This window comes from Oleiphilus messinensis (assembly GCF_002162375.1).
Classification (GTDB): Bacteria; Pseudomonadota; Gammaproteobacteria; order Pseudomonadales; family Oleiphilaceae; genus Oleiphilus; species Oleiphilus messinensis.
The window spans coordinates 4,739,236-4,753,353 of record NZ_CP021425.1 but is presented as its reverse complement, the minus strand read 5'-3'; the positions used below and the strand labels follow the sequence as shown (position 1 = coordinate 4,753,353).

The following is a 14,118-nucleotide window of genomic DNA, read 5'->3' as shown; positions in this document are numbered from 1 at the left end:
AATTATAAAGTTGAGACTCGAAGTATCCAGCCATATTGGCTACACTAACTGAATGAAAAATATTTTAATATCGATAATAAAACAGTCTGCTTGTGCTCAGGGAAATTTTGGGGATTGAATGAAGGTTCTGCTCGTTGATGACTCTTTGGTTGATCGTATGATCCTGGAGAGTTTTTTACAGGATTTGGGGCATGAGTTGGTCATCGGTGAGAATGGTGCGCAGGCTGTGGAGTTGTACAAGGAGCACAGCCCAGATTTGGTGATTATGGATGAGGTCATGCCGGTTATGAAGGGACAGGATGCGGCCCGAAAAATCAGGGAAATTGAAGATAACTGGACTCCGATCATCTTTCTAAGTGCCTGCTTTTCTGCTGAGGATATCGCTGCGGGTATCGAGGCTGGAGCGGATGATTATCTTGCCAAGCCCATTGACCACAAAACACTGTCCGCAAAAATGATGGCGATGCAACGTATTGCCACTATGCGTTCCAAGTTGATACAGATTACCCGCGATTACGAGGAGGCCAATGAACACCTCAAGAAGCTGGTTGATATTGATGGCTTGACCGGGATTGCAAACCGACGCTATCTGGATCGCTATCTGGCTCATGAAGTAGCCCGTTGCCAGCGTAGCGCTCAATCGTTAACGGTTATCATGTGTGATGTTGATCATTTCAAAGCTTATAATGATTTCTACGGCCATTTGCAGGGCGATGACTGTCTGAAAAGTGTTGCCAATGCCTTGGGTACAGTGAGTCGTCGAACCACTGACCTCGTCGCACGTTATGGTGGTGAGGAATTTGCAGTCATGATGGTGGGGGTGGAGCAGGAGGATGTCCGTGCCATAGCAGAATCAATCCGGTCAGTCGTTATGGATCTGGCGATCCCCCACGCTAAATCCTCGATTGCCGATGTTGTGACTTTGAGTGTCGGGGTTTTTGTTGATGTGCCGAAAATCGGGACCACACCGTCAGACTTTTTAAAGCGTGCAGATGCAGCCCTCTATCAAGCCAAGCAGTCAGGCCGAAACAGAGTGCACTTCAGCGAAGATTTTTTGCCGGAGGGATAACGCGTCAGTCACGCGCTTCCTGGCAATGATTAATCAGCTATCCTCTGTTATCCCGAGTTCAATTTGCTCTTTGATCGGCAGGCTGCCTGAACCAAGAAGTTTTTTAATGGGGGCTGGCAATCCAATCTCTCGCCATTGTGCTCTGCTATAGAACTGGCTGTCGGTGAAGCCCTCTTGAATTTTGTGGGCCTCTTGAATTTTGTAGCTCCCTTGCACCTCGTGACTCACTATTCCTTCCAGGCTATATTCTCCGACTGCTTCTGATACCGGGTTTTCGCACTCGAACAGAATGGGGTGGAGCACCAGCTTGAAATGACTGAACTGATGTTCGAAAGGGGTCGCCTCCGCCTTGTACTGACCCTGTAGCCCTAGCTGTGAGGCGATGTAATCCGGGAGTTGTGCGATGTTTAGATCGCGCTCAACCTGCGGCAAAGACCAAAGCCCGCCCCAAATGCCTGTTGGTGGCCTTTTTTGAAACAGAAGACGTCCATGAGCGTCGCGGATTGCTAAAATCCAGGCTTCTTTTACCGGATTTTTAGATTTCGGCTTTGGCGTCGGTAATTCGTTTTGTCGTCCTTGTGCAAACGCTTTACAAGCGCTTTGCATTGGACACTGGCCACAATCCGGGTTACGGCGACTGCACAGGCTTGCACCGAGATCCATAATGGCCTGTGTATACTCATCTACTCGCTGATGGGGTGTGAGTTCATCGGCTAATTTCCAGAGTTGATTACTGACAGATTTTTCTCCAGTCCAACCTTCTATTGCCGCAAAGCGAGCCAGAACACGTTTTACGTTGCCATCAAGAATCGGAGCGCGTTGTTTCAGTGCGATCGATGCGATGGCACCCGCTGTGGATTGACCAATTCCAGGTAGTGACTGGATATCTTCCAGTTTGTCGGGAAATTCACCTGCGAAGTTCTCCATGACCGTGACTGCCGCTTTGTGCAAGTTGCGGCCCCGAGCATAGTAGCCGAGACCTGCCCAGTAGCTGAGCACTTCATCCACACTGGCTTGGGCCAGGCTTTCGATATCGGGAAACCGTTGCATGAACCGTTCGTAGTAGGGGATAACCGTCGTCACTTGAGTCTGTTGCAACATGATTTCGGAAATCCAGACCCGGTAAGCTGTTTTGTTGTGCTGCCAGGGCAAGTTCTTGCGACCAAATTGGTCAAACCAGTGGAGTAATTTTTCGCTGAATGAAAATGAAGGATTGTCGGATGGCATCATTTCGAATAGTGAAATCTGTCTTGTCATTGCGGGTCAAATTTATCTAGCGGGTCAAATTGTACATTTATGATTAACATATCTTGCCCAAAGAGTGCTTGGGCTCCATTCTAGAGGAAATTTACAGGTATCCCTAATCAAAAATCGGAAGCGATCTGTGCGATAGATGAGGAAACAGGTATAATCGCGGGTTCAGTATGATTTATCTGCGTAGACTGAAGGTAATAAACAGCCTGAGTGTTACGCGAGACAGATGTGGAGATCCAAATGGCAGAGCGCAAAGCCCGAGTCGAACGTAATACGCTTGAGACTCAAATCACGGTCGCAGTTAATCTGGACGGTACCGGTGACATTAAACAAAATACCGGGCTACCGTTTTTAGAGCACATGTTGGATCAAATTGCCCGACATGGTTTGATTGATATGGATATTGTGGCAAATGGCGATTTACACATTGATGCGCATCATACCGTCGAAGATTTGGGGATTACCCTCGGGCAAGCGGTTAACAAGGCATTGGGGGATCGAAAAGGTATCCGTCGCTATGGCCATGCCTATGTGCCGCTGGACGAAGCATTATCCCGCGTTGTAATCGACTTTTCTGGACGACCCGGCCTGGAAATGCATGTCCCGTTCACGCGGGCCTCCGTAGGCGGGTTCGACGTGGACTTGTTCTATGAATTTTTCCAGGGGTTTGTCAATCACGCCCTGGTCACACTGCATATTGATAACCTCCGAGGTTTGAATACCCACCATCAAATTGAAACGGTGTTCAAAGCCTTTGGTCGTGCATTGCGTATGGCATTGGAGCCTGATCCACGCATGGCGGGTATTATGCCTTCCACAAAAGGTTGCTTGTAGAGTGAGTACTGTCAGTATGAATACTATTGCCGTAATTGACTATGGGATGGGCAATTTGCACTCGGTATCCAAGGCATTAGAGCATGTGGCGCCTGATGCTCGGGTTTTGGTGACCGCTGATCCAAAAACAGTGCTGGATGCAGATCGTGTATTATTACCGGGTGTTGGTGCGATCCGTGATTGTATGGCCGAAATTCGAAGGCTCGGATTTGATGATCTGGTTCGTACCGCAGCAAAGGATCGACCTTTTCTCGGAATCTGTGTCGGGATGCAGGCGCTGATGTCCCATAGTGAGGAAAACAATGGCGTTGACTGTCTTGGCTTGTTCCCGGAAAAAGTACGCTATTTTGGTGAGCCATTAATCGGTAATCCTGAGTTGGGTGAAGCTCCTGTGAAACTGAAAGTGCCACATATGGGGTGGAATCAGGTGAGCCAGGATCAGGATCATCCTTTGTGGCATGGGATACCGGATCAGAGCCGCTTTTATTTTGTGCACAGTTATTATGCAGAGCCCGCTGCTGATGGTTCGGTTTATGGTTCCGCAAATTATGGTAAGAAGCTTGCCGCTGCGGTCGGTCGGGACAATGTCTTTGCCGTCCAGTTCCACCCGGAAAAGAGTCATGAGGCCGGGTTACAGCTGCTGAAAAACTTTGCTCACTGGAGCGGTAACCTCTGAGCACTTACGCATTATTCGATATGCATAGTACAAACATCTGCGGTGGTATTCTGGTACTGCCGCCAATGAGAAAAAGGTAAACACATGGGTTTGGCAAAACGGATAATCCCCTGTCTGGATGTGGACAAAGGGCGCGTGGTCAAAGGTGTCCAGTTTGTTGATATTCGCGACGCAGGCGATCCTGTGGAGGTCGCGAAGCGTTACAATGAGCAGGGCGCGGATGAAATCACGTTTCTGGATATTACCGCCAGCCATGAAGATCGGGAGACGATGGTGCACACCGTGGAGAAAATGGCCAGCGAGGTGTTCATTCCATTAACAGTGGGCGGTGGTATTCGTACCGTTGAAGACATCCGGCGCATGTTAAATGCCGGTGCAGATAAAGTCAGTATTAATACCGCTGCGGTGTTCAACCCGGAGTTCGTTCGCGAGGCAGCAGAGCGATTTGGCAGTCAATGCATTGTGGTTGCTATTGATGCGAAAAAAGTCAGTGCCGAAGGTGAGACTGACCGCTGGGAAATCTTCACCCATGGCGGACGCAAGCCAACCGGACTTGATGCGGTTGAATGGGCTCGAAAAATGGCCGAAATGGGCGCGGGTGAAATTCTGCTGACCAGCATGGATCGTGACGGCATGAAGAATGGTTTTGATCTGGGTGTAACACGAGCGATCAGCGAGGCCGTTTCTATTCCAATTATAGCCTCTGGTGGTGTTGGTAATCTTCAGCATCTGGTGGATGGCGTTAAAGAAGGTGGTGCTGATGCGGTGTTGGCTGCCAGTATCTTCCATTTTGGCGAATATTCGATACCGGAAGCCAAGCAGTTTATGGCAGACCAAGGTGTGGAAGTCCGTTAATGCTTTTCTAAGCGGCCTTTAAGTGTTCTGCTTAGGGTAACTAGTCTGTTTAAGCAAGGTTGTATGCATCTCTCGAGATCCCGTTTCCTCGAGAGATGCAAACACCGGTCAGGCTTTTAGAGGCTGGCAGTTGATCAGTATAATCGGCGGCCCGTCGCCATTTCGCAAATATCCCTCGATCAAAAACTCGTCTGATTTTCGCTTCATGATGCCTTCTGTCGATTCATCGTCAGAAAAATCATTCAAGCCGTAAGTTTGGATGTCTTGAATATTATCCAGTCTCAAGGCGCTTATTTTGTTTTTGCCCTGCTCGACAAAGACGATAATAGGCCTTACTGTGGCCGTAACCCGTTCCCGCGCGTTTTCGAACAGATTGCGAAGCGCGCCAAAAGTGGTTGTGCGCTCCCGTTTGAGTTTCGCAAGTGCCTCATCCTGATTGATTTCGGACAGTGGCAGTAACTCTGCGGCCATTTCGTGGAGTCGACGGTGAGGTTGATCGAATTTCTCCATGACTTCTTCGAGGTCTTTATCGTTCGTTTTAAACTTGTTGTACCAAATACCAAACGCGCATTTATTGGGGTCTGTTGTTTTCGTAAAGGGCGTTTTGGTTTTTATCGCTTTCTCAAGCTCTGCTACCCATTCGATATGGTCTTGCTCCCGGGCATTCAAGGTATCCAGTAAATCTTCGGCTTGAGCTGTGGCAGATTTGCTCCCCGTTAAATTGCAAAAGTCATACAAGGGGACGGCTCGGTTCTGAAAGGTAATGACTTCGTGATTGAACTGAGTCTGTTGATCTACTTTTATGTTGCGCTCGACATCTTTCTCGATATAGCGAACTTGCTCCAAGGGGATCGCGAAGGTGGCATCCCGGGTGGAAAAAGTTATAACTGATAGGCGTCCTTCGGTGAATAGGGATTCGACATTCTTGCCCGACATGAGTTATCTTCCAATTCTAGCTCTGCATGAGTAAAAAACTGTCGTTATTAGCAATCGCAGCAGTGGCGAGTTTTCGACAAATGTGGATATGTTATTTTTGCAGTATAGAACTGGATTGGCCTGCTCACCAGCTCAGACTGAATTCGCATGACTTTATTTTGGGGGCGTTTTGAGAAAAGCGATCATTGCCGCGATGGCAGAAAATCGAACCATTGGAATTAATAATAATTTGCCTTGGTACTTACCGGAAGATTTGAAGTATTTCAAACGGGTTACACTCGGGAAACCGATCATCATGGGGCGCAAGACTTTCGAATCCATTGGTAAGCCGTTACCGGGTCGAAAGAATATTGTGGTTACACGAAACCCGGAATGGCAATCCCCGGGTGTAGACGCGGTTCAGGATCTGGAATCTGCTGTTTCAAGGGCAGAGTCTGCTGCGATGATTGAAGGCACAGAGGAGGTGATGATCATCGGTGGTGATCAAATCTATCACCTCGCACTGCCGAAAGTAGACCGTCTTTACCTTACTCTGGTGCATGCTGAAGTACAAGGGGACGCCTGGTTTCCGGAACTGGATTGGGGGGAATGGCAGGAAGTTTCCCGAGAATCGTTTTCGGCTGAGGGGGCAAATATTTACGACTATAGTTTTGTCGTGTTCGATAGGCGCCAGGTTAAGGCTTGAAAGTCAGACAATTACCAATGAGGTACAGTGGGCACCTCATTGGTTTTAGTGGATATGCGTGACTTAGTCGAGCATATCCAGGTTTCTTACACCGCCCTTGTCGGCGCTTGTTGCAAGCATGGCATAGGCTTTTAATGCTGCGGAGACTTTACGTTTCCGTGGTTGCGCCGGTTTCCAGGCTGCGCTGCCTTTGGCATCCATGGCTGCACGACGTGCCTGAAGTTGCTCATCGGTCAAGTCAACGTTAATGCTGCGTTCCACGATGTCGATTTTAATCGTGTCGCCTTCTTCAACCAGACCAATTGCACCACCCGCGCCTGCTTCGGGTGATACGTGACCGATTGATAATCCTGAGGTTCCACCACTGAATCGGCCATCGGTCAGCAGGGCGCAAGATTTGCCCAGGCCTTTTGATTTCAGGTAGCTGGTGGGGTAGAGCATTTCCTGCATGCCGGGACCGCCTTTGGGGCCTTCATATCGAATAATCACAACATCACCGGCGACGACTTCATCGCCGAGTATGGCGGCAACCGCGCTGTCCTGGCTTTCAAAGATTCGTGCACGACCCGTAAATTGAAGATTGTCTTCATCTACACCGGCAGTTTTGACCACACAGCCGTCTTCTGCGATATTGCCGTACAGTACAGCAAGGCCACCTTCTTTCGAGAATGCATGCTCAAGAGAGCGGATACAACCTTGTGCCCGGTCACCGTCCAGTGTTGGCCAGCGGGTTGACTGGCTGAAGGCTTGTTGCGTGGGGATGCCCGCAGGGCCTGCGCGGAAAAACTCTTTCACCTCATTCGTTGGTGAATTCATGATATCCCATTTGTTCAAGGCATCTTTCATCGTGGGTGAATGCACGGTCGGCAAGTCGCTGTGCAATAATCCGGCGCGATCCAGTTCGCCGAGAATCCCCATAATACCGCCCGCCCGGTGCACGTCTTCAATGTGGTATTTTGGCGTGTTGGGTGCGACTTTGCACAATTGCGGAACACGGTGGGATAATTCGTTGATATCCTTCATGGTGAAGTCAACTTCTGCTTCCTGGGCTGCAGCCAGTAAATGCAGTATTGTATTGGTTGAACCACCCATGGCGATATCAAGCGTCATGGCATTCTCGAAGGCTTTACGTGAGGCAATGCTTCGCGGTAATACACTGCTGTCATCTTGTTCGTAGTAGCGCCGGGTGATATCTACAATATTGCGGGCGGCTTCCAGGAATAATCGCTCCCGGTCTGAGTGGGTTGCCAACGTTGTGCCGTTTCCAGGGAGTGACAGGCCTATTGCCTCAGTCAGACAGTTCATGGAGTTCGCTGTGAACATACCGGAGCAGGATCCACAAGTCGGACAGGCGCTGCGCTCATACTCTTCGACCAGTTCGTCCGATGCCGTTGGGTCGGCAGCGATAACCATTGCGTCCACCAGATCGAGATTGTGTTCTGCCAATTTGGTTTTACCCGCTTCCATCGGGCCCCCGGATACGAAAATCGCTGGGATATTCAGGCGCAATGCTGCCATCAGCATTCCCGGCGTGATCTTGTCGCAGTTGGAGATACAAACCAGAGCATCTGCACAATGGGCGTTAGCCATGTACTCCACGGAATCAGCGATGATTTCACGGGAAGGCAAACTATAAAGCATGCCGTCATGGCCCATTGCGATACCGTCGTCCACGGCGATGGTATTAAATTCTTTGGCAACACCGCCGGCCGCTTCAATTTCACGTGCAACCAACTGACCCAAATCCTTCAAGTGTACATGCCCGGGGACGAATTGAGTGAACGAATTGACCACCGCTATGATGGGTTTGTTGAAATCTTCGGTTTTCATTCCAGTGGCTCGCCACAATGCACGAGCACCGGCCATATTGCGACCATGAGTCGACGTTTTGGAACGATAAGTGGGCATGTTCGATTCTCTTAATTTAGGGTTGTTGGTAGTTCAGGGAATTTTCTGAATTCAAGAGGGTGAGAATACCAAAGATGAGCCTGACAACCAAACTTCTATTGATAGCGTACTCTGAAATTGGCTGTGATTTATTGGATTGTATGAGTGTTGAATGAAGCTGAATTTGGAGCGTATCGAGATTTAAGTGGTGTGCTCTGGTGTTTTATCGGGACTGAGGCCCTTGAAGTAAGAGGGCCTGCGAATCAAGAGATGCGAATTTGGAGGGCTTAAAGACTGAATTTAATGACGTAATCCACGTTGTTCTCAAGGGGCTCACCCAGGCTGATGGCACCCGCACCCCAAAGGGGTAATTCTTCCCGTTTCAGGAAAATATCCTGATTGTCGCCGGTGCGAACCCAAGTGCCGTTGGTACTGTGATCCACAAGCACAAATTTGCCGCGACGGTATTCAACCCAAGCGTGTTTTCGGGATGCAAAAGGAGAGGGCACGACCAGGTCACATTGTGCCTCCCGGCCGATGGTGTAATCGGTCTGGTCTGCTGTAACAGCGTGTTTTTGATCTTCGAATTGCAATACCAGAAAGCCCCTTTTTGATTCCGCCGTTGCTGGCCGACTCACGGGCATCAGTGTTGTCACATTCCCCATGGTGGCTTCCCATTCAATAAGGTAAAGGGGAACGCTTTCTTTAAATGCTTTGATTTTGGCGAAGTCAAATCGATGGGCTAGTGCACAGAGGTCTTGCGCAAGAGCATGAACGGTCGGTTCAGACAGGACGATTTGTCGGGCATTGGCGGCAGATACCATTCGTGCTGCCGTATTGACGGCATCGCCGAAGATGTCGTTGTTCTCCAGAATCGCAGGGCCATAGTGAACACCTATTCGCATGGCCATTTTTGCGCCATCAAAACTGAAGTTCTGGTCTACTTGCATTTGGAGGTTTCGAGCAGCCTCGATGGCGTCGTTCGGATCGTCAAAACGGGCCATGATTTCATCGCCGATGGTTTTGACTACGATTCCGCGGTGGGCACAAATTATATTTTCAGCCAGAGCTAAACAGCTAAAAATCGCTTTCTTGGCAGGTTCGTCGCCTATTTGCTTGTAAAGGCTTGAGCTGCCCGCAATGTCTGCAAACATTACTGCATAGTTTGAGGCTGACATCAACAAGTACCCTCTATCAAATGACGTGTTTCCAAAACAACCGTGATCCTCTCCCGTTTCTGGTGGCTGATTATTGCCAGATTGGTCAACGATAAGCCAAGTTACGACGTTAGTCTATACCTGTAAGGTTAGTTCAGATTTTATGGCATTCTAGTTTTTTCCAAATAATATCCGTATGTCGCTGCAATTTGATTGCAGAGCGGCTACTATAATTCTCATAGGGTCGCGAAGCCTCGTTTACTTGAAGTATCGTCTGCTGTAGGTGGCGAAGCTCTCTCGCATATCGTTAAAATATTCTCATGAGTGGCGGAATGGCTACTCCCATTGACTTTTTTGTAAGGTGTTGCAATGCAAACGAGTCGTAATAGCCCGTATTTATACTAAAGCCTGCCTGCTTGAATGATATTGGTTAGGATACGTTTGGACTACGATGAAGACACTAACACCACTAGACACCGAAAACCTGAGGGCGTTCACCCCTTTTGCCCGATTATCGGAAGAGCAGTTAATTCTGCTTTCTTCGCGACTTCAGCGTAAAAATTTTAAAAAGAAAGCGCTGGTACTTGAGCGTGGCAATAATGATCAAAATGATTATTTTCTTGTTTCAGGTGTACTCGTGCTTGAGGCAAGCGACGGCCGGGTTTCGCAGATCGCATCCGGAACCGAGAGTGCGGCTTCGGCTGTCGCCCATTTACGGCCGCGCCAATTTAACGTTTATGCGGGGACAGACGTAGAGCTCATAGTTGTGGCAGAAGATGTCTTGAATCAGATGCTGCGTGATGCACCCTTGCAACAATTCGAACAGGCGGCATTACGGCAGGAAGATGGGGATGTTGGATACCAGCTGTTAATGGCGTTCGAGGCTGACTTGAAAGCTAATCAATATCGGTTGCCCAGCCTTCCGGATATCGCGTTCCGAATTCGGGAATTGATCGAAAGTGAGCGATCCACGGCAGACGATGTTGCTAAAGTTGTGAGTGCCGATCCCGCTATTGTTGTTAAATTGATTAAAGCCTGTAATAGCCCATTGTACCGGGGCTTTACCGAGGTCGAGAGTGCACGTGCGGCGGTTGTGCGACTGGGGATGACGACTACCCGTCAACTGGTGACGATATTTTCCATGCGGGAGCTATTCAAAACCAAGCGCAAGGAGCTTCAGGAAGCGATGGATCAGCTTTGGCAGCATTCCCGTCAAGTGGCTGCGATCGCTTATGTGTTGGCAGAATTGACGCCCGGGTTGAATCGCGATCAGGCGCTGCTTGCGGGATTGATCCACGATATTGGTAAGGTTCCGGTAGTTACCTATGCCGAAGGGTTTGTCGATTTATGGGCCGACCAGAAAAACCTGTTCGATGCCATGGATGATCTGCGTGCAGAGATTGGTGTTACATTGCTGAAACACTGGGGGTTCTCTGAAGAGTTACAGGATGTGGTTCAGAATGCGGAAAATTGGACTTATGAGTCCGGCAATGATAAGGCGAATTACACCGATTTGGTGATTGTGTCTCAGGTGCATACGCTGATTGGTCAGCCCGGGCAGAAGAGTTTGCCACCGTTCAATAAAATTCCTGCATTCAGCAAGCTGGAAGGCGGCGGATTAACGCCGCAAAAGAGTCTCAAAATTCTGGTTGAGGCACGTCATAAAATTGATGAAATTCTGGATCTGCTCGGGGCTAATTTCAACGTTTCAATTTGAACGTCATCAAAACCTGGTTTTATCCCTTAACGCTTTTCCTTTTTTTCCGAGTTAGGCGAACCGGATACGGTTCGCATTTCCTCAATTTTTTCTTCCAGATGCTCCAGTTTGTTCTCCAGTCGATCCAGTTTGGCGAGAATTTTATTTTCTCTGCGAATCATTTCAGCTTCATCCCGGGAAACAAAGAAAGCCGAGAAGTTCGCTGTCAGAAGTGAAAACAAGCCAATTCCCATTAAAATCAAAAACGCGCCAAAAAGCCGGCCAGCAGTGCTAACGGGAACAAAATCACCATAACCCACTGTGGTAACGGTTACCCAGGCCCACCAGATCCCCTCCCAGGGGCTGGAAAAAGCCGGGTCGAGTCCCGCAATCAGGAAGCCAGACATCACCATAACCACAAAGCCAACGATCAGTGTGGTGCCCAGATGATTGCGGGAAAGGATTCGGCGAGCAGTGGTCGAGATCTGGACGAGGAAGCCGAACATCACAATCAGCCGCAGGACTCGCAGCATTGTCGCCGAAGGAAATTCCACCCAAATCACCGGAAAGCCCAAGAAGATAATGAGCAGATTAACCCAGTTACTTACCAGATAGTTTTTTTTATCATTTACAAGAATGGTTAAGGCGGTTGTCTCGAAGATGAAAAAGGTCCAGATAATCCAGTCTGTTACGTGAACAACAGCGGTGGATAAATGGCCGCTGGCTTCCAGGTACCACTCGATAATAATCCACACTGCCATGATCACCATCGGGCCATCCAGCATGCGAGCGACTTTGATTGCCCCAGCCGATTCCGTTGGTGAAACCCCTGCGAGGCCGATCAATGCCGGAAAGTGTCTTTGTAGTTGTTTTGGCGTGGCTGGCATATTCAGTCAATGTACCTGGAGAATAAATGCAGTATGGTGATTATTCGTGGTATTGCCTTGTGTTTACGGATATTATGCATTAGCGGCTTTTTAATTAATGAACATAGGTAACAATATTGTAGACTATGGAAGTACCTCTTTTTCCTTTGAATGCGTTGATTTGTCCTGGAGGTCGTTTGCCTCTGCAGATTTTTGAGCCTCGTTACACCAAAATGGTCGCAGACAGTCTCAAGCATGGAACACCGTTCGTCATCGTTATGCTTCAGCAAGGTAAGGATACGGCCCATGAATGTGAATTTTTTGAAATTGGAACATCGGCCCATATTGTTGATTTTGATCAGCAACCTAATGGTTTGCTTGGCATCACGGTAGAAGGCGTGGAAAAGGTGAGGATCGCGGACACGTTTCGTGATGATACCGGGTTAAACTGGGGGCATATTACTGCCATTGAAGCGGAACCCAAACATCCGGTGCCGGAAAAGTATCAGGATCTGGCTGGTTTGCTTAAGCGTTTGGTCGATTATCCTGCTGTATCCAGTTTAAATATGGATATTAACTACCGTGACAGTTCCGAGCTGGGGGGTCGCTTGACGGAGCTTCTGCCTATTGACCGTCAACAGAAACAATTTCTATTGGAATTGCAGGATCCACTCTATCGTCTTGAGCAAGTCCAGTATTTTCTTTCGCTTCTCGAGGGCTAATAGCCCTCACAGCGGTGCATATCGCTGCATCGCATCATTCCAGGCCAGTTGTAGATAGATTCCCGTAGCGAGCAGCCCTACAAATAATGCACACCAGGTGAAAACGTCCGCACTGAGCGGTGTATGGTCGTAGCGATTATAGCTCAAGCGGGTTACGGCTACGATTCCCAGGCCAAGGAGTATGCCGCCGAGAATATCTGTGAACCAGTGTACGCCAAGATAAAGACGACTCAGCGCGATTAACAGTACCGGGATAGCCGCACAAAGGTAAAACATACGACGTTTACCGGGCTCGAATTCATTGCCAATAAAAGCGGCCAGTAAGCCAATGTAGACCGTGGCACCGCTGCTATGGCCACTGGGAAAGGCAAATGTGGCAGGTGGATTCAGCACCAATTCGGGTCTTGGTATGGCAAAATACGCTTTCAAACCGTAGGAGAGCGCTACTGTAAGCAATCCAGCGAGGGCAACGTGTAGGGCGGCAGCATAGTAGCCCCGGAAAACCAGCAATGCCACACCGAGCGAGAAGGTGATGTAAAGTAAGGTTGGATCTCCCAGTAATGTGATACCAACCATCAACGGGTCAAGAATAGGGTGGCGCAGAGTTTGAAAGAAAGACTGGAAAAACTGGTTTGCGTCAGAGAAAAAGTTCGTGTGGCTTACCAGCAAGGCGATGATCACAAATAGGCTGCAGGACGCTGCAAGCATTGCCAATGAGTTTAGGGGAAACGTCAATGGCTGTCCCGGTCGTTGCCCAAGCATCGATTGCCAGAACTTGTGGCTTTGGCGATATTGGGCCAGTTGAGTCTTGAACCATAAATAGCTCCGGCTATCGTATTGCAGCCGACTGTGAGTATGAATCATCAGCCAGTAGAGCCCGGCCAGGATTAACATTGCACTGAAAAGTACCGGGATAAAATGGTCCGGAAGTACAATGTCTGCTTTTAGTGATGCGCCGATCAGGTAGCCCGGTAAAATGTACATGGGTGCCCATCCTGCTGCGGAAAGGACATTAAATGTCAGGAAACGAGTGGGGGACATTCGCAGAACCCCGGCGACGAGAGGAATTACGGGGCGGACCGGGCCAATAAAGCGGCCAATGACAATACTTTTACCACCGTGAACCTGAAAAAAGTTTTCACCGTGTTGAACGAGTCCGGGGTAACGTGTGAGTGGCCACAGGGCATAGACTTTCCGTTGAAAATGAGTGCCCAGCCAAAAACTCAAGCCATCCCCCGCGATAGCGCCCAGAAATGCCCAGCCCAGGGCATGTGACAGTGGCAAAGCGCCATTTCCTGCCAATCCAGCCATGGCAAATAGCATGGCAACACCGGGAACCAGGATGCCGGCAATGGCCAGGGATTCCAGAAATGCGGTCGCGAAAATGCCAAAGGCAAGCCAGTGAGGGTTTAGTTCAAGCCAATGGCTGAAGGTGGTTATGAGGTCATTCACGAAAATGGGTTCGAAGCAGCTCTTTAAGG

The 14,118-nt window shown here is 49.1% G+C and carries 13 protein-coding genes; 7 read left to right on the top strand and 6 right to left on the bottom strand.

The annotated features are described in order from the left end of the window. Nucleotides 1-118 precede the first annotated feature (118 nt). The gene (locus OLMES_RS20520; protein ID WP_087462979.1) at nt 119-1,069 is read left to right on the top strand and encodes a diguanylate cyclase domain-containing protein; all 951 of its coding nucleotides are present in this window, start codon (nt 119-121) and stop codon (nt 1,067-1,069) included. A 33-nt stretch (nt 1,070-1,102) separates the two neighbouring features. Here the strand turns inward: OLMES_RS20520 and mutY are convergent, their stop codons facing one another. Continuing rightward, nucleotides 1,103-2,326, bottom strand: coding sequence for an A/G-specific adenine glycosylase (gene mutY, locus OLMES_RS20515; RefSeq protein ID WP_087462978.1), 1,224 nt, complete (start codon nt 2,324-2,326; stop codon nt 1,103-1,105). Nucleotides 2,327-2,563: 237 nt separating this feature from the next. Between mutY and hisB the strand changes: the two genes are divergently transcribed. From hisB to hisF, 3 genes are all read left to right on the top strand, one after another. After that, nucleotides 2,564-3,157: an imidazoleglycerol-phosphate dehydratase HisB gene (hisB, locus tag OLMES_RS20510; RefSeq protein ID WP_087462977.1), complete on the top strand. Its 594-nt coding sequence runs from the start codon at nt 2,564-2,566 to the stop codon at nt 3,155-3,157. Nucleotides 3,158-3,173: 16 nt separating this feature from the next. Then, nucleotides 3,174-3,833, top strand: coding sequence for an imidazole glycerol phosphate synthase subunit HisH (gene hisH, locus OLMES_RS20505; protein WP_087464595.1), 660 nt, complete (start codon nt 3,174-3,176; stop codon nt 3,831-3,833). Nucleotides 3,834-3,917: 84 nt separating this feature from the next. Further along, nucleotides 3,918-4,688, top strand: a complete 771-nt coding sequence (gene hisF / locus OLMES_RS20500) for an imidazole glycerol phosphate synthase subunit HisF (protein ID WP_087462976.1) — start codon at nt 3,918-3,920, stop codon at nt 4,686-4,688. A 108-nt stretch (nt 4,689-4,796) separates the two neighbouring features. Here the strand turns inward: hisF and OLMES_RS20495 are convergent, their stop codons facing one another. Beyond that, the gene (locus OLMES_RS20495) at nt 4,797-5,624 is read right to left on the bottom strand and encodes a CZB domain-containing protein (RefSeq protein WP_087462975.1); all 828 of its coding nucleotides are present in this window, start codon (nt 5,622-5,624) and stop codon (nt 4,797-4,799) included. A gap of 169 nt (nt 5,625-5,793) precedes the next feature. Here OLMES_RS20495 and OLMES_RS20490 point away from each other — a divergent pair, with 169 nt between their 5' ends. Beyond that, nucleotides 5,794-6,309 carry a dihydrofolate reductase gene (locus OLMES_RS20490; RefSeq protein WP_087462974.1) on the top strand — a complete coding sequence of 172 codons (516 nt, stop codon included), beginning with the start codon at nt 5,794-5,796 and terminating at the stop codon, nt 6,307-6,309. A 63-nt stretch (nt 6,310-6,372) separates the two neighbouring features. Here the strand turns inward: OLMES_RS20490 and ilvD are convergent, their stop codons facing one another. Together ilvD and OLMES_RS20480 are read right to left on the bottom strand one after the other, a co-directional pair. Further along, the gene (ilvD, locus tag OLMES_RS20485) at nt 6,373-8,217 is read right to left on the bottom strand and encodes a dihydroxy-acid dehydratase (protein WP_087462973.1); all 1,845 of its coding nucleotides are present in this window, start codon (nt 8,215-8,217) and stop codon (nt 6,373-6,375) included. Between the two features lie 266 nt (nt 8,218-8,483). Next, complete coding sequence (locus tag OLMES_RS20480; protein ID WP_087462972.1) at nt 8,484-9,374, bottom strand: adenylate/guanylate cyclase domain-containing protein; 891 nt, start codon at nt 9,372-9,374, stop codon at nt 8,484-8,486. A gap of 430 nt (nt 9,375-9,804) precedes the next feature. Here OLMES_RS20480 and OLMES_RS20475 point away from each other — a divergent pair, with 430 nt between their 5' ends. Then, nucleotides 9,805-11,070: an HDOD domain-containing protein gene (locus OLMES_RS20475; protein WP_087462971.1), complete on the top strand. Its 1,266-nt coding sequence runs from the start codon at nt 9,805-9,807 to the stop codon at nt 11,068-11,070. Between the two features lie 26 nt (nt 11,071-11,096). Here the strand turns inward: OLMES_RS20475 and OLMES_RS20470 are convergent, their stop codons facing one another. Further along, nucleotides 11,097-11,936: a potassium channel family protein gene (locus OLMES_RS20470; RefSeq protein ID WP_087462970.1), complete on the bottom strand. Its 840-nt coding sequence runs from the start codon at nt 11,934-11,936 to the stop codon at nt 11,097-11,099. A gap of 125 nt (nt 11,937-12,061) precedes the next feature. On the opposite strand from OLMES_RS20470, the gene OLMES_RS20465 reads away from it, so the two are divergent. Continuing rightward, nucleotides 12,062-12,637 carry an LON peptidase substrate-binding domain-containing protein gene (locus OLMES_RS20465; protein WP_087462969.1) on the top strand — a complete coding sequence of 192 codons (576 nt, stop codon included), beginning with the start codon at nt 12,062-12,064 and terminating at the stop codon, nt 12,635-12,637. 6 nt (nt 12,638-12,643) lie between these two features. Here OLMES_RS20465 and OLMES_RS20460 read toward each other — a convergent pair whose 3' ends face one another. Then, nucleotides 12,644-14,089, bottom strand: a complete 1,446-nt coding sequence (locus OLMES_RS20460; RefSeq protein WP_087462968.1) for a bifunctional DedA family/phosphatase PAP2 family protein — start codon at nt 14,087-14,089, stop codon at nt 12,644-12,646. Nucleotides 14,090-14,118: the final 29 nt, after the last annotated feature.